Genomic DNA, 25,416 nt, shown 5'->3' on the forward strand with positions numbered 1-25,416 from the left:
CCGGGAGAAAGATCGGCAGATGCCTACCGAACCGACTGTCGATGAGGTGATCCAGCAGGATATCGACGCATTCCCGTCTTTAGGTAACGTGCGCATATGTCCGGCTCTCTCCTGATCAATCCTGAGCTCTGGACTTCGAGTCGCGCAGGTGCACGGGCGGGGCGCGGCTTTCGTTTTCAGGATGCAGCCGGCGCCTGGCTTGCCACCCGCATCTGGTCGGGTGACGTGCCTTTCACGGCATTGGTCGCTGAAGGCGTCGACGATCTAACTCTGCACGGCCCGGACGGCGAATTACGGGTTCAGGTCAAGGCACGCCACGACCCCCGAGGTCGTTTCAGCACGGCGGAGGTGGCCGGTCATCTTTTGAAGTCCCTTGGGACGATGGACGCCACTGCTGTGCGCGCTGGCACCTGTAGACTAATGCTACTGCTCGAACGCCCTCCCGAGGACCTGGTAGAAAGTCGATCCGGTCCTGTGATCGACCAGCCCGGGAACGCCGCGCTTCTGGCGCCGTATCTCGCCGGTATTTGTGCTACCTTCCGGATGAATCTCGAGGAACTTCTCGACCGGGTAAGTTTGGTCTACATGGCCGATCCTGTCGACGCCGTCGTCGAAATGGTCTGCAACCGCCGCTCGACCGCTGATGCCATCGCCAAGCTGATCGCCCATTGCCTCCGCCACCTCGTCGGAGCGCAGTCCGACCGCAATTATCGGGCGTCACCGGATCAGACCGCGACCATCGATGCGACCGATGTCGAGCGGATTGTCGAAGACGTCCTGCAACTTGTCGACCCGAACGCGCTTTATCCGGCTGTTGCGGAGGGGCTGTGCGAACCGGTGTCTTTCGATCCCGTTCATGAGGGGCGCTTCTACGAAGGCGTGGATGCGCTGCCCGGCCACGTCGCAGCCGGCTTGGTGCTGGATAGGCCCGCTCTTATCGAGGAAATCGCAGCCGGCTTGCAGCGACAACGGGCAGCTCTGGTTGCGGGACCTTCGGGCTCCGGCAAATCGGCTGCAGCTTGGCTCTTCGCTTGGCAGAACCGACATGCGGTGCGCTGGTATCGCCTTCGTCGGGCGAGCGCCGATCAGGCGCACCTGCTGGTGCAACTGGCCAGAAGCTTGGAAGCGTCTGCCGATCGGCCGGTGGGGTTCGTCCTCGACGATGTTGGCCGCGATCTTGGCGGCATCTGGGAGGCGCTCTCGACCGAGCTCGGCCATGTGCCTGGCATCGTTCTGCTCGGCACCGTCCGGGAAGAGGATCTTTTCGTCATCGGCAATCTGGCATCAACGGCGATCGCAAGGCCTGAACTGGACGCCGAGCTAGCCGAGCGGATCTGGGCGGCGCTCATAGCGGATTTCGAACCTGCCTTTTTGCATTGGCTTGAACCGTTCGAACTCTCGCGGGGCCTTTTGCTAGAGTACAGTCACCTGCTGACGAGCGGGCAGCGGATGCAGGACACACTGGATGCTCAGGTGCGGCGACGTCTTTCCGAAGGCCGGGACGATGAGCTTGCCATTCTTCAGGCGGTCATCCCCATCACCCGGTTTTCCGGTACGATAGATGCAGAGCATTTGCGCACGCACTTGCAACTCGCGGCTGGCCCCTTCGCACGTGCCCTCGCACGCCTCGTTGACGAGCACGCGATCCGCCTGACGCCGGATCATGCGCTCGCAGGTCTGCATCAAATACGCTCCGCCGGACTCCATGTAGCGTTGAGCCAACTCCTTCCACGTTCGGCAGAGGACGAACTGACAGAGACGATCCTCCTTCTGCGCGCGCAGGATTTCGCTTTCGTGCTGCCGCAGCTGCTAAATGCACTGGAGGGCATGGACAATGCGCTGATAGATGCGCTGGCCGCCAGATTCCCGTCCCTGTCCGTACGCCAGCAAGCCGCGATCTTTCACGGCCTCGGCCTTGCAGCTTGTGATCGCGTTGCTGCCGCGTGGACGCAGATCGTGGAGGAAGAAGGACTTGAGGCTCGTCAGGCGCCCTTTGCCTTCGCCTGCGGCCTCGCCGGGAGCAGATTCGAAATTCCGGCTCTCGCGAAACTCGACGCTACCTCCGCCAGATTCGGACAGGCCGCCCGCAACGATCTTCGAACGGCGCTACTCGCCCGGCTTAGTCCCCTGCCCGACGAGCTAGACGTGGATCTTGATGACTTTCACGAACTTGCGGCCGCCCTTGTACCATTACCATTCCTGACCCCAGCGCCCGCGTTCCGGTGCCAGCCGGGCTGGGCCGACATCACCGCGCCGCTGGAGCAGGCACTGGGTCTGGCTGCGACGATCCGCGAGTTCGGAATAGAAGCCGCGGAGGCGCTGGTCGCGCGGTTCGGTGGCACCGCCTACCTTTTGACCCGCCTGTATCAAGAGACCGCTTGGGTAACCGCGCCGACGTTCGATGCGGACGGGACCGAGCTTGTCGTTTCATCCAACGTTCGGTTCATTGGTGGGCCGGTTCACGAACAAGCGAATGACATCGTTGTCGGGTACTGCGCCCGTCTTCTGGCGGCGGCGCCCGGTGCGGAGATCGCCGTATCGACGATGATCGGCTGGGACGGCAGCCCGGCCGGGTTCAACGGCTATCCGATTGCGGACAAGAGGATCCCGCGCGAGAATTCCCCGTCGCCAACGCGGCTGGCATGGAACCGGGCGGCGCTACGCGCAATCCAAGCCCGCAACGGGCCGACGACCGAGAGCGGACGCGCCAATGCACTTTCGTCCGCCATCATCGAACTATCCGAAATGCTTGCCGATGCCGCAGAGCATTATTGCCGCGGACGTCCTGCGGACGTGAGACTTAACTCACTGCTGGCGATCCGCGGCCTCCTCAATTCCCACATCGAGCCACCATCCCCCGGCGTCGGTACAGGATCGGCTCGAGATGCCGGCGAATACCGGGTGGCGGATCAGGCCTATGATTTCGTGGCGGCGGTTACAAAGCTGGCCGGGGATCTCGCGATCGGGGTCGAGCGTCCCTTGATTAGCTCGACCGAAGCTGCGGAACTCGCGGAGACGGCCTCGGCGCTACTGGAAGCAGACACCTGGCGTTGGCTCGAAAGTCCACCCTCGGAAGCGCTCCGGAGCCTGCTCCTCATTTTACGGGACCTTGATGCGATCCTTGGTGACGCATTCGCGTTTCCCGATGCATTTAGGCGATCACAAATCCTTGCTGATCGCACTTCGCGTACCAGGCACGCGCGTATCCGCTTCGGGAAAGACAGTCGCGCTAGGGCGCAACGGGCGGGCGAAAACATGGCTGACCGTATCCGCGCCGCCCTGGCCGCGCGGCAAATCGAGGCCATTGTCATTGCCAAGCCACTAGATAATCAGACCGAGCCTTATTGGCCGCGAATAGAATATGCCGTCCTGCTACCCGTCGATCATCTCATTGCTTTCATGCACCTGGCAGAGGAGTTTATCGACGTGGTGCGGAGCTTCTCCGATGCTCCCAGGATCACGATCGTACCGATGCGCGAGGGGATGATCGTGACTCTACTGGCGGGTGTGATCCGGGACAGTTTCCTCCCGGCGCCCGATTTCAAGGGAAGATGGGACGGCCACCTCCCGCATCCCTTTCTGGAAGAAGAAGCGGCGGGTGCATTCTGTGAGGCGTTCACCGTACTGGTGGAAGCATCGACTGTGCTCGCGAATGCCGATCGTCCGCTCAACGAGGAGGAAATGGCGCACGCGCAAGGCTTAATCGACCGAATTCGGGAGAGGCTCGCAGTTCTGAGCAGGCTCCGTGACGAGCAATCGGACGAGGACGCCGCGCTCGCCTGCGCGTTCACCGCCGAGGTCCTGAACCGGCTCGTCACCGAATTTGACGGCGATCCTGAGGGATCACTGTCGGCCGAGATCGCCAGGATGGGGAACGGTCAGCCTTCCGGATTCACAACTCAGGTTATCGCCTATCGCATCGGCCTTCTGGAGCGGGACATCCTCTGCTCACGGGCAAAAGCTGGAACGGGCCCCTGAACCCGCCTTTCCGGAATGTAGAAGATTCCCGGGATCCGAACAGTGAATAGGATCAACGCCATTTCGGGCTTTCTCGCATCGCAATGATCATCGCGAAGAAAGGCCGGCCGGCTGGCGTCGGCACCAGCCCCCATCCGCTGCAGGTTGTGCAGTCCGACGGACCCATTACACCGGGTTTCCGGTTCTGCTTGGCGGACGGCATATCGAACCAGCGCCCGCTCCCCGAACAATCGGGGCATGCCGTGATCATATCATCCATTTGTCATCACACTCCCCTTGCTACCTCGCGAGTCGATAGGGCGTTTTTCTATGTAGCCACTGCCCATGTCGCATTCACCTTATCACGCCATAGCCAAGTAAGATCGACTGATAGAGACAGAGTCTTCAGATAAAACTCTATCTTTCACAATGGAAATACATAAAATAACGAGAATTAATTTCTCTTTATCGAAAAATTTGCCGATTCACTGCCAGCCCATCGCTCGGCGAGCGCAAATCGACTTGCGCAATAAATTCTATCAGTCATGTGCAAGAGATGCTACGATAGAGGATAGCGAAGGAGATTGGCAATGGACAGCAAGGCGTTGACGACCCCGACGGCGCTCGACCTTCCCCTCGACAGCGCGGCGCTGCGCCGACTGATCGACGAAGTGGCGGGCGGCCAGCATTCCGCGATGCGGGGATATAACCGTACCCATAACCGACATAATCGGTGACCCTGGCCAATAGCGGCAACGACCTGCGGACACTCGACACCGTTCTTCTCAAGGTCGCGAGCCGGTGCAATCTCGATTGCGGCTATTGCTACGTCTACCACATGGGTGACGAGGCGTGGCGCGATCAGCCTAAGCTGATGTCGCAGCGCGTCGTCGACAGGGTCGCCGAGGCGCTCGGCGCACAATATCGGCGCCAGCAATCGCCGTTCAGCGTGGTCCTGCACGGCGGCGAACCGCTGATGCTTGGTGCCGCTCGACTCGATGCACTGTGCAAAGCATTGCGATCGGCCTTGCCGCACCCCTGCGGTCTGCATGTGCAGACCAACGGTCTGCTCCTTACCGACGAAATAATCGACGTCTTTGTCTCTTATGATGTCGGGATTTCGGTCAGCGTCGATGGCCCGGCCGAGGTCCATGACCGCTTCCGCGTCGATCATCGCGACCGCGGATCGTATACACGCGTTGTGCAAGGCATTGCACGGCTCACCGCCCGCGCCGATGCGCGTCCGCTCTTCGCTGGCGTGCTCGCGGTCATCGATCCGACCAGCGATCCTGTCGACGTCTATGCAGCGCTCAAGGCGACCGGTTCTCCGAGCATCGACGTGCTTGTGCGCGACGGTAACTGGGATCAGCTACCGTTCGGCAAGGCATCGCCCGGCTCTACGGAATATGGCGACTGGCTGTCGCGTCTGCTTCGCGTCTATCTCGCCGATCCCACCCCTCCGCGCTTGCGACTCCTGGACGACATGATGAGGCTGCTGCTGGGCGGTTCGGCCCAGAAGGAGGGTGTCGGCACCACCGATTATGGCATCCTCGTGATCGAGCCCGACGGCCGGATCGACAAGAATGACACGCTCAAGGTTGCCCATGCCGCCGCCGACCAGTTCGAGCGTCCCTGGTCGATCCTGCGTGATGCGCTCGAAACCTTTCTCGATAATCCGGCCTATGACCGATATTATCGCCAGCAGCACGATTTGAGCTCAACGTGCCTCAGCTGCCCCGACCTGACGGTGTGCGGCGGCGGAATGGTCGCCCACCGCTGGCGCGAAACGAGCGGCTTCGATAATCCGACGATATTCTGCGCCGACCAGCGCCGCCTCATCGCAAATATGCGTGGCTTGCTCAGGCAAATGTCGGCAAAGGCCGCCTGACTGAGGACATTTTGATGCTCGAACGCCCCTTAAACACGAACGACACCGAGGCAGATTGCCCACCCTTGGAACTCGACCTGATCGACAGCGTCGCGCTCCAACGGCTCATCGACGAAGTTCGCTGCGATCCGACCCACATTGTCGGCGCGACGGCCTATAACCGGACCTATCATCGCCATAATCGATAGGCCGGGAGAACCGTTCGCACATACCATGCAGATCACCGAACGGGCGACCGAGCCCTTTCCCTATTTCCTCGCCCAAGACTGCGTTTCAGCCGAGGCCGGCGAGGCGCTTCTCGACTGGTTCGAGAGCGATGCTCCTTGGCGGCTGGTGTCCCAGGATTTCTACGATCAATATGAGTTCAGCCTGTTCGACGCTCGGCTGCCCGCCGCAGCCGCGATGCTGGTTGATCCCGATGCAATGGCAGACCTTCGGCGTCAGATCGAGGTCGAGTTTGGCGAAGCGCTCAGTGAGACCATGGGGATCGTCGCGCACAAGCTCGTCGCCGGTCAGCGCATTGGAATCCACAACGACTTTCTGCCGGGACACGAGACGCACCGGTTGACGGTGCAGCTCAACCGAGGCCTTACCGACGCCGATGGTGGCTATATGATGCTGTTCAACAGTGACAATGCAGCCGATATTCATCGCATTCTGCGGCCGGTGACCGGCACTGGGCTCGGTTTTGCGATCGGCCCGGCGTCGCATCACGCTGTTTCGCGAATGCATGGCGGCGAGCGCTTCACCCTGGTCTATTCCTTCCATGCCAATGGGCGTGCCTAACGCGCCAATCTGGTCGCCCGGACTTGCCGCCCGGCTGGCGCGGGGGTTTCGTCGCGACCCGGCCGCCAGCAGGGGGGTGCTGGCCCACGAAGGTCGCTATGGCAGTTGGGCATGGCTGACCGAAGGCGCTGCCGAAGGCCGTTATGCGTCGCCCGCGAACCACCCTCGGCGTGCCCGGTTCGAACTGCTCCCGGAAGACGGCCGACGGCGCTATGCGGCGATCGGTCTTGCTATCGCCACGCACCTACCCGGTGCCGACGAGATCGCACTCGTTGACGAAGCAATCGGGTGGCTTGCTCCGGCACCCGGCCTGATCGACGCGGTCGACGCACTGGTCCGCAGCATCCACAAGCTCGATAGCCAGGGACCTGGCTATGATGTCAGCCATTCGGATCCCGAGCTGCCCTTTTCGATCTTCCTCAACCTGCCCGTCGGCGAGACCGATGCGACACTGCGCGTCGCAGAGGCGATCTTGCACGAGACGATGCATCTTCAGTTGAGTCTGATGGAGCGGCTCCGCCCGCTTGTCGCCGATCCGGCAGCGACCACCCTCTCGCCCTGGCAGGGTAAGGCCCGACCGCTACAGGGCCTGATCCACGGCTTGTTTGTTTTTCGGGCAATCGACCAGTGGCTCACGATATTGCAGACTGCAGACCCGGCCGCCCACGGCCATCCTTACGCCGACAGGCGGCGGCTGGAGATTGCGGACGAGATTGCGAGCATTGAGAACTTCACCGCCTCGTCCGCGCTGACGCTGCGCGGGCAGCGCTTCGCAACGATGCTGATCGCCCGCTAACTCATTCGTTTGCCCGACAGGTCAGGCCGCCAGCGCGTCCTGCGCCATCGCGCTGAACTTCGCGGCCGGCAGGACCGCAGCGGCCAGATAGGTCTGAGCCTCGAGAATGACCGCTTCGACATCGGGCGACGTTGCTTGTAGCGCCGCAACGTGCCGCAATGTCTCGAGCCGCTTGAAATGTTCGAGTCGGGCTTCGATCAGGGGGAGCCGGTTCAGGCCGCAATAGTCGACCGTGGCGACGCCTTCGTCGGTGCCGCCCACCGCGATTTCGTTGTTGAAAAAGATATGGTCGCGCGGATCGGCGGGCCCGGCAGGGTTGAGGAGCAGCGGCGCTTCGCCCGTGAGATCGCCGCCATGATGACGCACCCTTGTCGTCGGATCACGCAGGGGAAAGAAATTCTTCTTGTGGCTGCGGTTGCAAACCTGACAGCAGTAGAAGAGATTGTCCCACGCATAGCCGCGCCAATAATAACCCGGATAGACCTTGGGCTGTCTGCGGCCCTGTTGCGAATATTTCTTCGGGCGATAATGTTCGACGTCGGCAGCGGCATTGGCTTCGAACATACCTTCGCAGAAACAGCATTTGCTGTGCTGGGCGTTGCGTAGCACATCCTTGACGTCGGCATGACCGTAATTGGCCGAGAGGATCTCGAACGTCGTGTCGCCTCGGTCATAGCGCGCCCGATCAGCATCGTGCGCGGCGCAATGCCCAGCAGTGAGATCGGCGAATTCGGCGAGCTTAGCGGGAGCGTTTGGCTTGGCGACGAGGATCATGAGGCTTTGCCAGACTCCACGAGCGCTGCGGCGCGACGGATAATGTCCATCGCCTTTTCGTCCTCGGATCGCTCGGCGGTGGGTAGTCCATGTACCTCGGCGTTGAGCCGGGCGAGTTCGGCACGTTCCGCATCGGTTGGCTTCTTCTTCAGCGTAAGTTCGGTACGGCGCAGAAGCATGGTCTCGACCGGTTGCGGGCGAGCCGACGGCAGCCCGAACAATTCGCTGGTGAGGATCTGGTCGAGCCGCCAGCTTTTGACGACCGATGGGTCGCTAACGATCCGCGCCTCGCCGTCATCGTCGTGGAGCACCGCGAGATTGGTCTCCAGCGCATCCTGCGCCATGAGCGGGCTGTGCGCGGTAGCGATGAATTGAACCGCCGGAAAATGCTGGGTGAGATGCGCGCGCATCGCGCGCTGCCATTGCGGGTGAAGGTGGAGGTCGATCTCGTCGACGATTACGATTGCCGGCTCGACCAGCGGATTGGAGCAGTCGGGATAGTGATTGAGCAGCCGCCAGGCGATATCGGCGGTCCAGGCAAGCACGGTCTGATAGCCGAGGCTGAGGCTTCCCATCGGCACGGTACCGAACGGGGTCCTGATCCATACGCCGCCATCCTCATCCGCCGATCCGGGCAAGCGCGGCCCTCTTATGTCGATCGCGTCGGGTCCGTCGATATAGGGGAGGATCTCGGCAAGCATCGCCTTTAAGCTCGCCAGTTGCTCTTTGGCGTTGGGCCGCTTCTTGAGCCGAAGATAATCGAGCCGCGAGAGGGTTTCCTCGGGATCGAACAGTTCGGCGGCGGCATCGAACAGCGAGTCGGTCGCGCCGTCCGAGGCGCGTTCGAGGTTGCCGGCACCGCGATGCCGCCCCGCGCCATAAGCGAGCACCAGCGGTTCGACGGCCTTTCCTTCGAAACTGGCTTGCGGATTGACGTCGCGGATGCGCCCTTTCGAGCGCGTGATCTCGACAGAGGTGCTGATCGCGCGCAGTTTACGGCGGCTCGCACCGTCGAAGGTGGCGCCTGCGACAAGGTCAGCGCTCAGACGCACCGTGCCGTCGGTGCCCGAGCGGGTCAGCGCTTTGAGGATCGCGTTATCCTCCTCGCGCACCAATTCGGGTTCAACTGGCTGGGCAAGGCTATGCCCTTCGTCGGGCATCTCGTTGAGAACCGGGCGCATACGCGCGAGGCACTGGAGTAGGGTAGTCTTGCCGACGCCATTGTCGCCGAGGATCAAGGTCCATTGCGCGGGGCGGCCGTGCTCGTCGAGCAGGTCGAGGCACTGGGGCGCCCCGAACGACCGGACATTTTCCAGCACGAGGCGCGTGAAATAGACGGGTTGGCTCGAACGACGCATCTCATGTCTCGGCGATAAAACAACACGCGGGCGATGCCCGGACGGACCATGAGATTATGGCCCGGCCTTTACGGGCGCAATCGCCCATGTTGTCCGCCCAGTGCTCAATCCTCAGCAGACTTTGATCCCATCGCCGGGTGCCAAGTAGAAGTTGCACTTCGTTTTGCCGGCGCCCGCGTCGGCACAAGTGCGCAGAGCGGACCGATTGCTCGCAGAAGGCGAAGCGTGCGGCGTACATGTACGCAATTGAGGCGCGAAGCTGCCTCTACAAGAGGGGCCAACGAACGTCCGCTTACCTCAGATCATTGCTCCAAACCGGCCATTCCGTTCTCCACCCGTCGATCACCGTTACGGACAACCCATTAGCGTTTGGCGTTCGATGCAATTGATGCTCACTTCCTGACGTGCTGATCCAGAGCAACGGCTGCTGCTATCAACGCCTGTATCGTGAAGGCAGCGCCAGACAATGTGATCAATGACGGTGTACGCGCTCCTTCGTCCCGTCCGATCATCGTCACGGCCAGCAGGCTGGTATCTTCCATGATCATCCCCGCACGCGTGCAAAGTCGGGTGATCAGCTCAGCGTCGTCTTCGTCCACGGCAGTCTCCTCTGCCTCACGACGCGACGACCCCGAGACGAAGTCCAGACGCAGCTTTGGGTCCCTCACGAAATCGCCCGGCGCTGCCACATTCCATTCGACTTCGTGTCCGAACCGAGCATGGGTGTCCGGGAGCCGCGGCGCTGACCGACGCGGCAAGCGCCCCGCGGACGATCCGCGGGGCTCTGGGTGGTGGGAGCGGCACGGCGCTGCTCCGGACAAGGAGCCACCTTTATGTTTCGACCCAGCGATCTCCAGCTCGTCCTGCTCACCACGGCTGCCCAGCGCGGTGACGGCAGTCTCCTGCCCCCACCCGAGACCATCGGCGGTCAGGCCGTCCGCATCCGCCGCTCGATCCCACCGCTCATCAAGAACGGGCTCGTCAGCGAAAGCGTCGTAACAGCCATTGGCCTTGCCTGGCGCGAAGACGGTGACACCCATTATGGCGCCTTCATCACAGACGCTGGTCGGGAGGCCATCGGCGCGGAGCCCCTGCAGGGTTCAGACGAAGAGAATGTAGCCGACGTGAAGGCGGCCTCGCCCACAGAGCCTAAGGCATCGACCAAGACCGGCATGGTCCTCGACATGCTCCGCCGAGATGACGGTGCAACGCTGGAAGAACTCGCCACCGCCACTGGCTGGCTTCCCCATACGACGCGGGCTGCGCTGACCGGCCTGCGCAAGAAGGGCCACCACATCGCCCGCGGCAAGCGCGGCGAGACCACCTGCTACTCGCTGAAGGTCGCCGCCTGATGGCTCGCCTTGATGATCAGATCTTCCGGCTGGAGACGCTGTCTCCAGCCGCCCTGCAAGCCGCATGGGCCGAGGCCTATGGCAACGCGCCGCCGCTTCTCTCCCCTGCCCTCCTCCGCATGGGCATCGCCTGGCGTCTCCAAGAGGCAAAGCATGGCGGCCTGCCAGCTTCTATCCGGCGCGAACTGCAGCGGATCGCGGCTGGCGAGCCCGCGCCGACGCGACCCGTAGCCCCGGACCTGCGGCCGGGGACCCTGCTCGTCCGCGAATGGCAGGGGCGGACCATTTCGGTGCAGGTGGAAGAGAAAGGTTTCCTGTTCGACGGACAGCTTTATGCATCGCTCAGCGGCATCGCCAAGACCGTGACCGGAGCCCATTGGTCAGGACCACGCTTCTTCGGCATCACCGCCCGTGCGTAAGGCCGCATCGGTCGCCAGGGTCCGCGCGGCGATCTATACACGCAAGTCGACCGAGGATGGGCTCGAGCAAGATTATAACAGCCTCGATGCTCAATATGATGCCTGTGCCGCCTATATCCTGAGCCAGCGTCAGGAATGCTGGACGCTGGTTCCCAACCGCTATGATGACGGTGGCTTTTCGGGCGGCAATATGGAACGCCCTGGCCTGCAACGGCTGCTGGCAGACGTGGCAGCCGGGCGCGTCGATACGATCGTCATCTACAAGGTCGACCGGTTGACCCGCAGCCTTTCCGACTTTGCCAAGATCGTCGAGGTGCTGGACGACGCCAAAGCCAGCTTTGTGTCGGTCACCCAGGCCTTCAACACGACGACCAGCATGGGACGGCTGACACTGAACATGCTCCTGTCGTTCGCACAGTTCGAGCGCGAGGTGACCGGTGAGCGCATCCGCGACAAGATCGCCGCCTCCAAGCGCAAGGGCCTGTGGATGGGCGGGCCGGTGCCGCTGGGCTATGATGTCCAGGACCGTAAGCTGGTGGTCAACGAAGCAGAGGCCTCGCTGGTCCGGCACATCTTCGAGCGCTATCTCACCGTCCGCTCGGTCAGTGAGCTTGCCGCTGAACTTAATCGCGATGGCTATCGGACGAAGATCCAGAACCGGGCGAGTGGCCCGCACCGGGGCGGCTGCCCGTTTCGACGCGGCACGCTCTATCATCTCCTCGCCAACCGCATCTATCGCGGCGACATCGTCCACAAGGGTGATGCGCATCCCGGTGAGCATCCTGCCATCATCGACGAGCCTTTGTGGAATGCGGTCCAGGCAAAGCTCGCAGAACGAGGACCGGGTGCCATCTCGAAGACCCAGCAAGAGCGGACGTCGCATTTGCTTGGATTGCTCCATGATGGACTTGGCCGACCGATGACGTCCACCCACACCAGCAAGGGCAGCAGGCGGTATCGCTATTATGTGAGCCGGGACGCATCTGCAGAGCAGCCAGCGTGGCGAACTTCCGCCCATGACTTGGAGCAGCTGGTCCGCGATCGTGTTCGGGCGCTATTGCTCGACCGCAATCGGATCGCCCGGATGGTCATCCGGGTCGATCCCGCAAGGATGGAAAGCGCCGTCCGGGCAGCGATACAGGCTGCTGACGATGCCAGGCTTCTATCCCGGCTGAAGGAATTCGGCGTAGCAGCCATCGACCTGGAGGAAGCTCGAATCAGTATCCGCATCGACGAAAGTGCGCTGCTGGGGGCATTGGGTATCGAGGCGTCTGCAGAAGCCGCTGAGTTTCTCACGCTTGATGCACCCATCCAACGCGTCCGCCGAGGACACGAACTGCGGCTGGTGATCGCGAGCGCGGATGCACCACCGCCCACTCAAACCATGCGGGATGAAAAGCTGGTCGGGTTGCTCGCTGAGGCCCAGGAGGCGTTGGCACTCGTCCTCGCATCGCCGGGACAGTCGCTGATGGCGATTGCCAGCGGCGCTGGGCGGTGCCGGAAGCGGCTCACCAAGCTGCTGCGGATCGCATGGCTCGCGCCAGACATCACGACGGCGATCGTAAAGGGCGTTGCACCGGCCAACCTCACCACCGCCCTGCTGCTCGACAGGGAGCTTGCATCCGGGTGGGCAGACCAGCGCAGGCAGCTCGGGTTGCTCTGACCGAAGCGCCAAGTGGATCGAAGCCCGCCTCGCGCGGGCTTTTTTGTTTCCGGCTCTGGTCAGTATGCCGGCCATGCAGTCACGAGGTCTTCTCCCCGCCTCAAGGGCCAGGACTGAGGTCAGGAAAACCGGCCCTAGAGACACAGGCGAGAATGCCACCGGAATGGCCGCCTAACAGAGACCAACACCGCCTCAGAGCACACTCCGCATATCGGCAAAGCGCCGGAATTGCGGGGATAAATCCCCGCAACCCTGACCTCTTTCTCAATTGGATCAGCCCCTTCGGACTGAATGGTGCGGTCGAGAAGACTCGAACTTCCACGGCCTTTCGGCCACAACGACCTCAACGTTGCGCGTCTACCAGTTCCGCCACGACCGCACATCGAGAAGAATGCCCCGGAAGCTCCGGGGCGCTGGCAGGCGCGAGCCCCTAGCAGGGCTTTTCCGGGTCCGCAACCGCTCGCTTCGCTTCTTGTTTGAGAAGTGCGTCTTTCTCCGCGCACGTCGGAGACAGGCTCTCAGTTCCCGCCCGTCCCCGCGAAGCTGACGGCGATCTTGGAGGAGCTGCGCGGCACGTCGACGGCGGCGGCATCGAAATCGATGCTCTTGCCCGCGCCCAGCCGCGCCTGCGGGCGCGTGATCGTCCAGGCATAGACGGTCTTGCCCGCCGCATCCTTCAGCTCGGCGCGGATATCGGGCACGGGCTGCTCCGTCTGCGTCGGGTTCCAGATCCGCCCGGAGACCGCGAACAACTCGCTCCCTCCGGCGATCATGCGCCAGTCGGGCTGCTTGGTGATCGCGATGCCCAGCGGCACGCGCCGATCGGACAGGCCGAGCCCGGTCGCCACCTGATTGGGACCGAAGGTGATCAGCGCGATCGCGCCACCCAGCAGCAGCACGAGGAAGACGAGGCCCAGCGCGACCAGCGGCCCCTTGATGCCCCCGCGCCGCCTGCGGGGGGGCGCGACGGGCTCGAACGGGACGTGCGCGGCCGGCTCGGAGGGCGCGGCGTCCACGGTCGCCGGCGCGGCAACCGATGCGCTCGCCGCCTCCGGCTTCGGCGCGACCGACGACACCGCCGACGCGGACGCGCCCGCGTCCATTCCCGCCTGCATCCAGCTGGAGCCGCAGGCGCGACAGCGCACCTTTCGTCCCGCAGGCCCGATCGCATCGTCGGGCACGTCATAACCACTGGAGCAATTCGGGCAGGTGATCCGCATGCTCCTGTCGTTAGTGCCTGATCGGGTGCGGTGGAAGCACGAAGCGCGCGCCTTCCGATCAGGAATCGGGCACTCCCAATTGGATGCGCCGGTATCTGCGGCAAGCGGCCCGAATGGCGACCCCGCGCGCTTGCCCGCCGCCCGCGCGCCTGCAATGGTCGATCGCGATGTCCGGGATCGTCCACTTCGAGAATGTCGGCCTGCGATACGGCACCGGGGCCGAGACCCTGTCGAATCTCACCTTTTCGCTCGCGCCCGGATCGTTTCACTTCCTCACGGGCGCGTCCGGCGCGGGCAAGACGTCCCTGTTGCGCCTGATCACGCTGGCGCAGCGGCCCAGCCGCGGCATCATCCGCCTGTTCGGCGAGGATGTCGTCACGCTCCCGCGCGAGGCGCTGCCGATGGTGCGGCGACGCGTGGGCGTGGTCTATCAGGATTTCCGGCTCGTGCCGCACCTGACCGCGTTCGAAAATGTCGCGCTGCCGCTCCGGATCATGGGGCAGGACGACGCGGCCGTGTGCGCCAGCGTCAACGAGATGCTCGACTGGGTGGGCCTCAGCGCGCGCGCGGAGGCGCGGCCGCCCACGCTCTCGGGCGGCGAACAGCAGCGCGTCGCCATCGCCCGCGCCGTGGTCGGCCGGCCCGATCTGATCGTCGCGGACGAACCGACCGGCAATGTCGATCCCGAAATGGCCGAGCGCCTGTTCCAGTTGTTCGAAGGGCTGCACCGGCTGGGCACGACCGTGCTGGTCGCCACGCACGATCTGCCGCTGGCCTCGCGCTTCCCGTCCGCGCTCACGCTGCGACTGGGCGGCGGTACGATCGAGGATCCGTCCGGCCTGCTGCGCCGCCCCGCCGCCCCGCGCCGGGCCTATCGATGAGCGTGCTGCCCACCGATCTGCTGCCGCGCCCCGGCCGGCGCAGCGCCTTGCCGTGGCTGATCGCGGCGGTCGCGTTCCTGATGGCGCTGGCCGCCGCCGCCGCGCTCGCGCTCGGCCGCAGCGCGGATACGGTGGGGCAAACGGCGGCGGGGCGCATCACGATCTCGATCGCCGAGGCCGATCAGCCCCGGCGCGAGGCCGCCGCCGCCCGCGCGCTCGCCATCCTGAAGGATGATCGCCTCGCGCTGAACGCCCGGCGCGTGAACCAGGCCGAGGTGCGCCGCCTCGTCGCGCCGTATCTGGGGCCGGGCGCGGATCTGGCGCTGCCCGCTTTGATCGATGCGGACCTGCCGCCCGGCGGCGGGATCGCGGCGGTGCGCGCGGCGCTGACGTCGATCGACTCCGCCGAGGTGGATTCGGAAGGCGGCGCGCTGACGCCGCTGCTCGGCCTGATTGCGGCGCTGCGCCGGCTGTCGCTGGCGGTGCTGCTGCTGGCGGGCGCGGTCGCGATGCTGGTGACGGTGCTGGTCGCGCGCGCCGCGCTCGCCGCCCACGCCGGCACGATCGAGACGCTCCACGGCCTCGGCGCCACCGACATGCAGCTCGCCCGGCTGGTCGAGCGGCGCACGGCGCTGGATGCGCTGGCCGGCGCCACGATCGGGCTGGTTCCGGCCGTGGGCGTGATCGTGCTGGTCAGCACACAGCTGGGCGCGCTCAACGGGGGGGATGCCGCGCAGCGCCTGCCCCTCGCCGACTGGGGCCTGCTGGCGGTGCTGCCTCTGCTCCTTGCCGCGGCCGCCTTGCTGGCGACGCGCCTCACGATCCTCCGCCAGTTGCGGCGAGCCATCTGATGATCCGCCTGATCGCCACCCTCCTGCTGTTCTGGGCGCTCGGCTTCGCGCTGTTCGCGACCACGCTGCCGCACCCGGCCGACGATCGCGTGACGGACGGGATCGTCGTGCTGACGGGCGGCCCCGGCCGCGTCCAGCGCGGCGTGCAGCTGCTGGAGGCGGGCCGGGCGAAGCGCATGCTCGTCTCCGGTGTCGACCGGCAGGTTCGCCCCGCCGAACTCGCCACGATCAATCGCTTCCCCCACGCCTTGCTCTCGCGCATCGATCTCGGCGCGGACGCGGTCGATACGCGCACCAATGCGGACGAGGCGGCGGCGTGGGTCAGTTCCTATCGCTTCCACACGATCCGGCTGGTCACGACCGACTGGCACATGCGCCGCGCCCGGCTGGAGCTGGAGCAGCAGATGCCGCGCGACGTGGTGATGCTGCCCGATGCGATCCCCAGCACGCCGAACCTGCTCGCTCTGGTGCGCGAATATAATAAATATCTGCTCCGCCGGGGCGCCACGCTGATCGGGCGCTGAGCGGCGGCGCAGTCGCGTCTCCGACGCTCTGGGCTCCCGCTTTCGCGAGAGCATGGATGCGTGAGATGGGGTCTGTTCCCATCCAACCTAACGCACGGCCCGCCTTCCCGTTAAAGGCTCATGGGTGACCGATTCGCGCACAGAGCCCTCTCGCGTCCTGCCCATCCTCGCGCTGCTGGTCGCCAACGTCGTGCTGGCGCTCGGCCCGTGGCTCGTGCGCCTGTCTCAGAGCGAAGGCGGGATCGGGCCGGTCGCGGCGGGCTTCTGGCGGCTCGCGCTCGCGCTGCCGGTGCTGCTGATCGCCGCGCGCCGGATCGATCATTTCCCGCCGCATGCGCCACCCCGGGCGTGGGCCATCGTCGGCGCGGGCGGCCTCGCCTTCGCCGCCGATCTCGGCCTCTGGCATGTCGGCATCCTTCATACGCGGCTCGCCAACTCCACCCTGTTCGGCAACGTCACCGCCCTGCTCTTCCCGCTCTACGGCTTCCTCGTCGCGCGCGCCTGGCCACGCCCGCGCCAGTGGCTCGCCCTGCTCCTCGCGGCGGCGGGTGTGGCGCTGCTGGCCGGCCGTTCCTACGAGCTGTCCAGCCGCAATCTGCTCGGCGATCTGCTCTGCATCGGCGCGGGTATCTGCTACACGCTCTATCTGATCATGCTGGATCGCGCGCGCGGCCTGCTGCCGCCCGTCTCCACCCTCACCGTCTCGGCCGTCGCCGGCACGCCCGTGCTGCTGCTGTTCGCGCTCGGGCTGGGCGAGACGGTCTGGCCGCAAAGCTGGTGGCCGATGGTGCTGCTGGCGGTGGGCAGCCAGATCGTCGGCCAGGGACTGATCCTGTTCGCCGTCGGCCGAGTGCGCCCGCTCCTGATCGGCCTGATGCTGCTGACCCAGCCCATCGTCTCCGCCGCCGTGGGCTGGATCGCCTATGGAGAGGTGCTGACCATCGCCGACGCGATCGGCGCGATCGGCATCGCGATCGCGGTGATTCTGGCGCGGGAGAAACAGCGCAAGCCCTTGCCCGACGCACCACGGAGCCTAAATTCCGCGCCATGACCGACTCCGCCATCGCCCCCCTCGACATGACGCTGGACGAGCTGCGCGCCGCCCTCGGCCCGCTCCTGCCCCAGGAGGCCGCGTTCGATGGCTGGAGCGAGGCCGCGCTCGCCGCCGCCGCCACCGGGCTCGGCGTGCCGCCCGATCGCGCGCGCCTCGCCATTCCGGGCGGTGCGGTCGACATGATCGACGCCTGGTTCGCCAGCATCGATGCCGGCATGGTCGCCAGCTTCACCCCCTCGCAGCTGGCCGCGATGAAGATCCGCGACCGGATCACGAACATCCTGCTCGCCCGCCTCACCATCGCGGCCCCGCACCGCGAGGCGCTGCGCCGCGCGCTCGCCATCCTCGCTCTGCCCACCAACGTCGCGACCGCGACCACACTCGGCTGGCGCGCGGCCGATGCGATGTGGCGGCTGGCGGGCGACGACGCCACCGGCTTCGCCCATTATTCGAAGCGCACCACGCTGGGCGCCGTCTATGTCTCCACCCTGCTCGTCTTCCTCGACGACGAGAGCGAGGACATGGCCGAAACGCGCGCCTTCCTCGCCCGCCGCATCGCGGGCGTGATGCGATTCGAAAAGTTCAAGGCGCAGCTCCGCCCCGATCCGGACATGCATTTCAGCCCCGCCCGCTTCATCGGCCGCCTGCGCTATCGGGCGCGGTGATGGTGCGCCTATTCGGCGCATGACGGCACCAGCCCGCTCCCCCACCCGACCTCCCATCCAGGATATTCTGTGGGAGGTCGGGTGGGGGAGCGGGCTGGTGCCGCCTCGAAATGCGATCTTCCTCGCATTTCGCAAACAGACTCTTCCGCGCCGAACCGAACGCGACGTAATTGATAATCAGTCGCAACAGCCCTATGTCGCCGCCATGCGTCTCGATGAGCTCCCCCCGCGCCGTGCCACCCATATCGCCGCGATCGATTGGGATGCGCTGGACGACAAGGCCGCGCGCCGCCTGCGCGAGCTGGGTTTCGACGAGGGCGTGACGATCGAGACGCTTCATCGCGGTCCCGTCGGCCTCGATCCGATCGCGGTGCGCGTCGGTAAGATGACGATCGCGCTTCGCAAGGTCGTGGCCAATGCCGTCACGGTGACGCCGGCATGACGCCCGCCCCCCTCGTCGCCCTCGTCGGCAATCCCAATGCGGGCAAGAGCGCGCTGTTCAATGCGCTGACGGGCGCGCGCCAGAAGGTCGGCAATTATCCCGGCGTCACGGTCGAACGGAAATCGGGCCGGATGGCGCTCGACGACGGCCGCCCGATCGAGATGCTCGATCTGCCCGGCACCTACAGCCTCGATCCGTCGAGCCCCGACGAGGCGGTGACGCGCGACGTGCTGATCGGCACGCAGGATGGCGAGCGCCGCCCCAATGCGATGGTCGTCGTGGTCGACGCCACCAATCTCGACAATCACCTCCGCTTCGCGCTCCAGCTGATCGCTTTGGGGCTGCCCACCGTGGTGGCGCTCAACATGATCGACATGGCCGAGCGCGACGGCACGCAGATCGATATCGCGCGCCTTTCGGCCGAGCTGGGCGTGCCCGTCGTCGCCACCGTCGCCGTCCGCAAGCGCGGGCTGGAGGACCTGAAGGACGCGATCGGCCGCGCGAGCGCCGGCGGCGGCCGCGCGGTGGTGCCGCCGGTCCTTCCCGAAACCGACATCACCAGCCTGCAGCGGCGCGCCCGCCAGATCGCGCGCGCCGCGACCGTCCAGCGCCCGATCGCCACCCGCTGGACCGAGCGCTTCGATCGCGTCGCGCTCCATCCCGTCGCCGGGCCGATCCTGCTGGCGGTGCTGATGTTCGTGATGTTCCAGGCGGTCTTCTCCTGGAGTCAGGCGCCGATCGACTGGCTGGCCGCGCTGCAGGAATGGCTCGCGGCCCAGGCCGTCGCGCATCTGCCGGACATGTTCCTGCGCGATCTGCTGGTGGAAGGCGTGATCAACGGCGTCGGCTCGGTCGTCGCCTTCCTGCCGCAGATCCTCGTCCTGTTCGCCTTCATCCTCGTGCTGGAGGCGTCGGGCTATATGGTCCGCGCGGCCTTCCTGATGGACCGGCTGATGGCGAGCGTGGGCCTGTCCGGTCGCGCCTTCATCCCGCTCCTCTCGTCGTTCGCCTGCGCCATCCCCGGCATCATGGCGACGCGCGCGATCGACGATCCGCGCGATCGCCTGACGACGATCCTGATCGCGCCGCTGATGACCTGCTCGGCGCGCCTGCCCGTTTATGCATTGATCATCGGCGCCTTCATTCCGGCGCGCGACGTGGCGCCGGGCGTCGGCCTGCAGGGGCTCGTCCTGTTCGGGCTCTATATCGCCGGCATCGTCGGCGCGATGGCGGCCTCGGCCGTGCTGCGGCGGACCGTCACCAAAGGCGGCGGCGGCGGCTTCATGATGGAATTGCCGCGCTATCAGCTGCCGGTGGTGCGCGACGTGCTGCTCGGCCTGTGGCAGCGCACCTTCGTCTTCATGCGGCGCGCGGGCACGGTGATCCTCACCGTCACGGCGGTGCTGTGGCTGCTCACCTCCTATCCGAAGGTGCCGGTCGGCAGCCCGATGAAGCAGAGCGAATATTCGATCGCCGGACACATCGCGAGCGCGCTGGAGCCCATCGTCCGCCCGATCGGCTTCGGCCACGATATGGCGCTGGCGATCATTCCCGCGATGGCCGCGCGCGAAGTGGCCGTGTCGGCGCTCCAGACGGTCTATTCGATCGACAGCGCCAGCGACGAGACGCAGGGCGAGAAGAAGCTGGCCGAGCGGCTGCAGGGCGCCTGGTCGCTCCCCACCGCCCTCGCCTTCCTCGCCTGGTTCGTGTTCGCACCCCAGTGCCTCTCCACCATCGCCGTGATCCGCCGCGAGACCAATGGCTGGCTGTGGCCCAGCTTCACGCTCGCCTATCTGTTCGGCATGGCATGGCTGGCGGCGGGCGCGACCTTCTGGACGGCGACCGCGCTGGGGTTGTAGCCCGTCGCTTATCCCCGACTTTGATGCGTCAAGCCCTCATGCCGGACTTGTTCCGGCATCCACCGTGCGGCACAGTCCGTCCGATCGAGTTTCACGCATGGTGCCCCCGGGATGAGCCCGGGGTGACGCGGATCAGGCGCCTGCCGTCCGTTCTCACCCGACTATCGAGAGGAAAGACATGGCCGGATCGGTCAACAAGGTAATTCTGGTCGGCAATCTGGGCCGCGATCCCGAATCGCGCAGCTTCCAGAATGGCGGCAAGGTCGTCGAACTGCGCATCGCCACGTCGGAGACGTGGAAGGATCGCAGCAGCGGCGAGCGCAAGGAAAAGACCGAGTGGCACACGGTGAAGCTCTTCAACGAGGGCCTCGCCAACACCGCCGAGCGCTATCTGCGCAAGGGCAGCAAGGTCTATATTGAGGGCCAGCTCCAGACGCGGAAGTGGCAGGACCAGAGCGGCGCCGATCGCTATTCCACCGAGATCGTGCTGCAGGGCTTCAACGGCACGCTCGTGATGCTCGACGGCCCGCAGGGCGGTGGCCAGGGTGGCGGCGGTGCCAGCCGCGGCGGCTGGAACGAGGATGACGGCGGCGATTTCGGCGGCGGCTATGGTCAGGGTGGCGCAAGTGGCGGCGGAAGCGGCTTCGGCGGCGGCGCGGCCGGCGGCAGCTTCGGCGGTGCGCGCGGCGGCGGAAACGCGGGCGGTGCACGCCCGAGCCCGGCCCCCTTCGACAGCGATCTGGACGACGACGTCCCGTTCTAAGCAGACGCGTTCGCCTTGCTTCCGTACCCCGGCGAAAGCCGGGGTACGGTCTCACATCACTTCTTCAGCAGGTCCTTGAGGCCCGCCAGCGCGCCGGCGGGCTTGGCCTCCTCCTCGCTCTTCACGCCTGCCGCTTTCAGCGCCTGCGCCGCATGGGCCGCGCGCGGATAGGGATCGAGCGCCAGCGCCAGCGTCTGCGCCACCGCCTCGCCCACGTCGATACTGCCGCCCGTGTAGAACAGTTCGTCCAGTTCGCCCTCGTCCAGCTCCACTTCCTCGTCGCCGCCATTCGCGGCCTGCTCGGGCACGAAGCGCAGGGTGAAGGGCTCGTCGATCGCCTGCGGCACATCCTCGCCGCTCGCCACGCACGCCTGCACCACGTCGGCCACGATCCGGCCGGACACCTCGACCGCCTCGCCGACGCGCGTCAGCATCGTCTCCGCCTCCAGCCGGCCGATCGCCACGATGCGGAAGCGCGCCGTCAGCGCCGCACGCTCGGCCTCGTTCGCCGTCACGGCCAGCGCGCGCGCGCCTTCGCCGAGCGTGTCCAGCCGCACCGGCCGGGAAAATTCAGAAGTCACGTCCGCCATGCACCATCCAATAATTCGTTCACCGGCGTCGCTTCCAGCGCCGTATACAGCGAAACCAGCCCGTGGCGCAGCACCGCCACCGCCGCCGGGTCCGCCGCATCGCTGCGCAGCAGGTTGCGCGCGATAGGCCCGTCGAGATCGCCTTCCCAGGCCAAACCGTCGCGGAACGCGCCGAGCCTGCCGCCCAGCGCGCCCATCATCCGGCCGACATGCTTGCCCACCACGATGTCGCCCACGCCCTGCTGGCGCAGCTGGCCGTCCATATCGTCCACGAACAATTCCGTCAGCCGCGCCGATGCGGCGACCGCCCGATCGCCCTCGCGCTCCAGCCGGATCAGCACGAGGCTCAGGATCGTGGCGATCATGTCGAAGCGGCCGTCGATCGTGTCGGGCACCTTGCCCGCCTGATACCAGACCGGAAGGCGGGCGGCGGAGACGACCGCGCGATACAGCGGAACGAGCGCATCCCGCTCCGGATCGCGCCCGATCAGGCGGCTAATCAGCTTCGTGATCAATCCATCGTCCCTTTTGCGATCGCCCGTTCTTGCCTGACCGCGGGCTCCCGCATATTGAGGCCCCCGCCCGCCGTTGCAATCCCGGCCGGGTTGCCGGTGTTCCCAACGGGAGAGAAGTTGAATGCCCACCCTCGCATCGCGCCGCCTGATGGTCGGCCTGTGCCTTGGTGCGGTCCTCCTTTCGGGCTGCACGCGCATTCGCGACCACAAGGGCTATGTCGTCGATTCGACGTTGGTCGAGAGCGTCCAGCCCGGAGTCGACAATCGCGATTCGGTGATGAAGACGCTCGGCCGCCCGAGCTTCGCGTCCGAATTCGATGATGGCGCCACCTGGTATTATCTGTCGCGCGAGACGCGCCAGTTCGCCTTCACCAATCCGAAGCCGGTGCAGCAGGTGCTGCTCGCGGTCCACTTCACCAAGACCGGCGATGTCCTCAACGTGAAGAAGACGGGCACCGAGACGATCGCGAACGTCACGCCCTATGGCAAGAAGACGCCGACGCTCGGCCGCAATCGCGGCTTCTTCGCCGATCTGTTCGGCAATATCGGTGCCGGCGGCGCGAACGCCACCCGCGCGCCCACGGCGGACAATCCCACCAACCGTTGATCCGGGCGTGAGGCCAGCAAGAGCTGGCATCGCCTGAGGCGGAAGCGGCCTCCCCCAATATACGTCATCCCGGCGAAAGCCGGGATCCATGTCGGCGACTCGCTCTCCTTTGAGCGAACCGTAATGTGGATCCCGGCTTTCGCCGGGATGACGATCTTTCAGAGGATGGCTTGCGCGATGCCGCCCGTCAGACGGCGATGCCCGCTCCCGCCAGCACCGCCAGCGTCAGCAGTTCGGATGCGGTCGACGACATGGTCGCGATCTGCACCGGCTTTTCCATGCCCACCAGCATCGGCCCGATCATCGCATCGGCGCCCACCACCTCGCGCAGCAGCTTGGCCGAAATGTTGGCCGACTGAAGGCCCGGCATGATCAGCACGTTCGCCGGCCCGGACAGGCGGCTGAACGGATAATTCTTCATCACGTCCTCGTTCAGCGCGACGTCGGGCGCGATATCGCCCTCATATTCGAAATCGGGCTTGTCCTGATCCAGCAAGGCGATGGCGTCGCGGACATTGTCGATCCAGGTGCCGTGCGGATTGCCAAAGGTGGAGAAGGAAAGGAACGCGACGCGCGGCTCATGCCCCATCTTGCGGGCGACATTGGCCGTATGCTGCGCGATCGCCGCCAGCTCCTTGGGCTCGGGCCGCTCGGTCACCATCGTGTCCGACAGGAACAAGGTGCGGTTCTTCGCCACCAGCACGTGGATGCCGCACGGGCGGCGGCCCTTCACCGGATCGATCACGCGGCGCACCTGCTGCAGCGTGCGCGCATAGGTGCGCGTGACGCCCGTGATCATCGCATCGCCCTGGCCCAGCGCCAGCAGCAGCGCGCCGAAGACGTTGCGGTCCTGATTGACCATCGATTCCACTTCGCGGCGCAGGTAACCGCGCCGCTGCAGCCGGCCGTACAGATAATCCACCATCTGCGGCACGAGCGGCGAGTGGCGGCTGTTGTGCAGTTCGAAGCCCTCGGGATTGGTGATGCCCATCTCGCGGAGCTTCTCCGGCACGCCGTCGCGGCCGACCAGCACCGGGATGCCATAGCCGCCCTCGCGGAAGGCGATCGCGGCGCGCAGCACCACTTCCTCTTCCGCTTCTGCGAAGATCACGCGCTTGGGATTGGCGCGTGCCGCCGCATAGGCGCTCGTCAGGACCGAGGTGGTCGGGTTCAGGCGGCCGCGCAGGCTGTCGCGATAGGCGGTCATGTCCTCGATCGACTTGCGCGCCACGCCCGTCGTCATCGCGGCCTGCGCCACGGCGGCGGGCACGATCTCCATCAGGCGCGGATCGAACGGCGCCGGGATGATGTAATCGGTGCCGAACGAGGGCGCCCGGCCGCCATAGGCCGCCGCCACTTCCTCCGGCACCTGCTGCCGCGCCAGTTCCGCCAGCGCGCGGGCGGCGGCGATCTTCATCTCCTCGTTGATCGTCGTCGCGCGCACGTCCAGCGCGCCGCGGAAGATGAACGGGAAGCCCAGCACGTTGTTCACCTGGTTCGGATAGTCCGAACGGCCGGTGGCGATGATGCAGTCGGGCCGCGCCGCCTTGGCTTCCGGCGGCGTGATCTCGGGATCGGGATTGGCCATCGCGAAGATGATCGGCTTGGGCGCCATCGTCTTCAGATAGGCGGCCGGCAGCGCGCCTGCGGCCGAAAGGCCCAGGAACACGTCCGCATCGACGAGCGCCTCTTCCAGCGTGCGCCGATCGGTGTTGGCGGCATGGGCCGACTGCCACTGGTTGATGTCGTCGCGGCCCTTGTGGAGCACGCCGGTGCGGTCGCACATCAGCACCTGATCGTTCGGCACGCCCATCGCCTTGATCAGCTCGGTGCAGGCGATCGCCGCCGCGCCCGCGCCGTTCACGACGACATTGACGGTGCGGATGTCGCGCCCGGTGAGGAAGCAGGCGTTGATCAGGCCGGCGGCGGTGATGATCGCGGTGCCGTGCTGGTCATCGTGCATCACCGGAATGTTCATGCGCTCGCGCAGCGTCTGCTCGATCACGAAGCATTCGGGGGCCTTGATGTCCTCCAGATTGATGCCGCCGAAGCTCGGCTCCATCAGGGCGACCGCGTTGATGAAGGCGTCCACATCCTCGGTCGCCAGCTCGATATCGATCGAGTCGACGTCGGCGAAGCGCTTGAACAGCACCGCCTTGCCTTCCATCACCGGCTTGGAGGCGAGCGCGCCGAGATTGCCGAGGCCGAGGATCGCGGTGCCGTTCGAGATCACCGCGACCAGATTGCCCTTGGCCGTATAATCGAACGCGGCGCCCGGATTTTCGGCGATCGCGCGTACCGGCACGGCCACGCCGGGCGAGTAAGCGAGGCTCAGGTCGCGCTGCGTCGCCATCGGCTTCGACGCGACGATCTCGATCTTGCCGGGGCGCCCTTGCGAGTGAAAGTTCAGAGCCTCGCGCTCGGAAAATTCGACGTTGCTGCCCTCGGCCAT

Annotated in this window: 25 protein-coding genes and 1 tRNA gene; 18 read left to right on the plus strand and 8 right to left on the minus strand. The window is 65.5% G+C overall.

Annotated elements, in window-relative coordinates:
* The first annotated feature begins 96 nt into the window (after positions 1-96).
* The 6 genes from HL653_RS21550 to HL653_RS21575 all read left to right on the plus strand — a co-directional run bounded on the left by HL653_RS21550 (position 97) and on the right by HL653_RS21575 (position 7,427).
* On the plus strand, positions 97-3,978 hold the full coding sequence (locus HL653_RS21550; protein ID WP_171746314.1) for a hypothetical protein: 3,882 nt from the start codon (positions 97-99) through the stop codon (positions 3,976-3,978).
* Positions 3,979-4,547: 569 nt separating this feature from the next.
* Entirely contained in the window at positions 4,548-4,694 is a 147-nt protein-coding gene (gene yhhA, locus HL653_RS21555) for a YhhA family cyclophane-containing RiPP (RefSeq protein ID WP_171746315.1), read from the plus strand.
* Entirely contained in the window at positions 4,691-5,845 is a 1,155-nt protein-coding gene (gene yhhB / locus HL653_RS21560) for a cyclophane-forming radical SAM/SPASM peptide maturase YhhB (RefSeq protein WP_253717250.1), read from the plus strand. Before yhhA (HL653_RS21555) ends, yhhB begins: the two co-directional genes overlap by 4 nt.
* A 14-nt stretch (positions 5,846-5,859) precedes the next feature.
* A complete protein-coding gene (gene yhhA / locus HL653_RS21565; RefSeq protein ID WP_171746316.1) occupies positions 5,860-6,033 on the plus strand; it encodes a YhhA family cyclophane-containing RiPP in 174 nt (57 codons plus the stop codon).
* Positions 6,034-6,058: 25 nt separating this feature from the next.
* Positions 6,059-6,631, plus strand: coding sequence for a cyclophane-containing peptide 2OG-Fe(II) oxygenase YhhC (gene yhhC / locus HL653_RS21570; protein ID WP_253717251.1), 573 nt, complete (start codon positions 6,059-6,061; stop codon positions 6,629-6,631).
* 76 nt (positions 6,632-6,707) lie between these two features.
* Positions 6,708-7,427: an HEXXH motif-containing putative peptide modification protein gene (locus tag HL653_RS21575; RefSeq protein WP_171746317.1), complete on the plus strand. Its 720-nt coding sequence runs from the start codon at positions 6,708-6,710 to the stop codon at positions 7,425-7,427.
* A 21-nt stretch (positions 7,428-7,448) separates the two neighbouring features.
* Here the strand turns inward: HL653_RS21575 and HL653_RS21580 are convergent, their stop codons facing one another.
* From HL653_RS21580 to HL653_RS21590, 3 genes are all read right to left on the minus strand, one after another.
* The gene (locus tag HL653_RS21580) at positions 7,449-8,201 is read right to left on the minus strand and encodes a hypothetical protein (RefSeq protein ID WP_171746318.1); all 753 of its coding nucleotides are present in this window, start codon (positions 8,199-8,201) and stop codon (positions 7,449-7,451) included.
* Positions 8,198-9,520, minus strand: coding sequence for an AAA family ATPase (locus tag HL653_RS21585; RefSeq protein WP_171746319.1), 1,323 nt, complete (start codon positions 9,518-9,520; stop codon positions 8,198-8,200). The genes HL653_RS21580 and HL653_RS21585 overlap by 4 nt, the downstream gene beginning before the upstream one ends.
* A gap of 431 nt (positions 9,521-9,951) precedes the next feature.
* Positions 9,952-10,158 carry a hypothetical protein gene (locus tag HL653_RS21590; RefSeq protein WP_171746320.1) on the minus strand — a complete coding sequence of 69 codons (207 nt, stop codon included), beginning with the start codon at positions 10,156-10,158 and terminating at the stop codon, positions 9,952-9,954.
* Between the two features lie 234 nt (positions 10,159-10,392).
* On the opposite strand from HL653_RS21590, the gene HL653_RS21595 reads away from it, so the two are divergent.
* Genes HL653_RS21595 through HL653_RS21605 form a run of 3 tightly spaced genes read left to right on the plus strand, consistent with a single transcriptional unit; the run spans position 10,393 to position 12,993 of the window.
* Positions 10,393-10,911, plus strand: coding sequence for a DUF3489 domain-containing protein (locus tag HL653_RS21595; RefSeq protein ID WP_171746321.1), 519 nt, complete (start codon positions 10,393-10,395; stop codon positions 10,909-10,911).
* Positions 10,911-11,330, plus strand: a complete 420-nt coding sequence (locus HL653_RS21600) for a DUF2924 domain-containing protein (RefSeq protein WP_171746322.1) — start codon at positions 10,911-10,913, stop codon at positions 11,328-11,330. Before HL653_RS21595 ends, HL653_RS21600 begins: the two co-directional genes overlap by 1 nt.
* On the plus strand, positions 11,323-12,993 hold the full coding sequence (locus HL653_RS21605; protein ID WP_171746323.1) for a recombinase family protein: 1,671 nt from the start codon (positions 11,323-11,325) through the stop codon (positions 12,991-12,993). The genes HL653_RS21600 and HL653_RS21605 overlap by 8 nt, the downstream gene beginning before the upstream one ends.
* Positions 12,994-13,285: 292 nt before the next feature.
* Here the strand turns inward: HL653_RS21605 and HL653_RS21610 are convergent.
* Together HL653_RS21610 and HL653_RS21615 are read right to left on the minus strand one after the other, a co-directional pair.
* A tRNA-Leu gene (locus tag HL653_RS21610) sits at positions 13,286-13,372 on the minus strand.
* 139 nt (positions 13,373-13,511) lie between these two features.
* The gene (locus tag HL653_RS21615; protein ID WP_171746324.1) at positions 13,512-14,213 is read right to left on the minus strand and encodes a zinc-ribbon domain-containing protein; all 702 of its coding nucleotides are present in this window, start codon (positions 14,211-14,213) and stop codon (positions 13,512-13,514) included.
* Positions 14,214-14,380: 167 nt separating this feature from the next.
* Between HL653_RS21615 and ftsE the strand changes: the two genes are divergently transcribed.
* The 8 genes from ftsE to ssb all read left to right on the plus strand — a co-directional run bounded on the left by ftsE (position 14,381) and on the right by ssb (position 21,252).
* Complete coding sequence (gene ftsE, locus HL653_RS21620; RefSeq protein ID WP_171747189.1) at positions 14,381-15,094, plus strand: cell division ATP-binding protein FtsE; 714 nt, start codon at positions 14,381-14,383, stop codon at positions 15,092-15,094.
* The gene (locus HL653_RS21625) at positions 15,091-15,945 is read left to right on the plus strand and encodes a cell division protein (protein ID WP_171746325.1); all 855 of its coding nucleotides are present in this window, start codon (positions 15,091-15,093) and stop codon (positions 15,943-15,945) included. Before ftsE ends, HL653_RS21625 begins: the two co-directional genes overlap by 4 nt.
* Positions 15,942-16,469: a YdcF family protein gene (locus HL653_RS21630; protein ID WP_171747190.1), complete on the plus strand. Its 528-nt coding sequence runs from the start codon at positions 15,942-15,944 to the stop codon at positions 16,467-16,469. The genes HL653_RS21625 and HL653_RS21630 overlap by 4 nt, the downstream gene beginning before the upstream one ends.
* 124 nt (positions 16,470-16,593) lie before the next feature.
* A complete protein-coding gene (locus HL653_RS21635; protein WP_253717252.1) occupies positions 16,594-17,520 on the plus strand; it encodes a DMT family transporter in 927 nt (308 codons plus the stop codon).
* Positions 17,517-18,188, plus strand: a complete 672-nt coding sequence (locus HL653_RS21640; protein ID WP_171746326.1) for a COQ9 family protein — start codon at positions 17,517-17,519, stop codon at positions 18,186-18,188. Before HL653_RS21635 ends, HL653_RS21640 begins: the two co-directional genes overlap by 4 nt.
* A gap of 205 nt (positions 18,189-18,393) precedes the next feature.
* Entirely contained in the window at positions 18,394-18,630 is a 237-nt protein-coding gene (locus HL653_RS21645) for a FeoA family protein (RefSeq protein ID WP_171746327.1), read from the plus strand.
* Positions 18,627-20,489, plus strand: coding sequence for a ferrous iron transporter B (locus HL653_RS21650; RefSeq protein ID WP_171746328.1), 1,863 nt, complete (start codon positions 18,627-18,629; stop codon positions 20,487-20,489). Before HL653_RS21645 ends, HL653_RS21650 begins: the two co-directional genes overlap by 4 nt.
* Positions 20,490-20,667: 178 nt before the next feature.
* Positions 20,668-21,252 carry a single-stranded DNA-binding protein gene (gene ssb, locus HL653_RS21655; RefSeq protein ID WP_171746329.1) on the plus strand — a complete coding sequence of 195 codons (585 nt, stop codon included), beginning with the start codon at positions 20,668-20,670 and terminating at the stop codon, positions 21,250-21,252.
* Between the two features lie 56 nt (positions 21,253-21,308).
* Here the strand turns inward: ssb and HL653_RS21660 are convergent, their stop codons facing one another.
* The gene (locus HL653_RS21660) at positions 21,309-21,842 is read right to left on the minus strand and encodes a DUF177 domain-containing protein (protein ID WP_171746330.1); all 534 of its coding nucleotides are present in this window, start codon (positions 21,840-21,842) and stop codon (positions 21,309-21,311) included.
* The gene (locus HL653_RS21665; RefSeq protein ID WP_253717254.1) at positions 21,830-22,357 is read right to left on the minus strand and encodes a ubiquinol-cytochrome C chaperone family protein; all 528 of its coding nucleotides are present in this window, start codon (positions 22,355-22,357) and stop codon (positions 21,830-21,832) included. The genes HL653_RS21660 and HL653_RS21665 overlap by 13 nt, the downstream gene beginning before the upstream one ends.
* Before the next feature lie 121 nt (positions 22,358-22,478).
* On the opposite strand from HL653_RS21665, the gene HL653_RS21670 reads away from it, so the two are divergent.
* Positions 22,479-22,964 carry an outer membrane protein assembly factor BamE gene (locus HL653_RS21670; RefSeq protein WP_171746332.1) on the plus strand — a complete coding sequence of 162 codons (486 nt, stop codon included), beginning with the start codon at positions 22,479-22,481 and terminating at the stop codon, positions 22,962-22,964.
* A 187-nt stretch (positions 22,965-23,151) separates the two neighbouring features.
* Here the strand turns inward: HL653_RS21670 and HL653_RS21675 are convergent, their stop codons facing one another.
* Positions 23,152-25,416 (minus strand): NADP-dependent malic enzyme, encoded by a 2,265-nt coding sequence (locus HL653_RS21675; protein ID WP_171746333.1) that lies wholly within the window; start codon positions 25,414-25,416, stop codon positions 23,152-23,154.

Origin of the sequence: Sphingomonas sp. AP4-R1 (assembly GCF_013113735.1) — a bacterium.
GTDB lineage: Bacteria > Pseudomonadota > Alphaproteobacteria > Sphingomonadales > Sphingomonadaceae > Sphingomonas_I.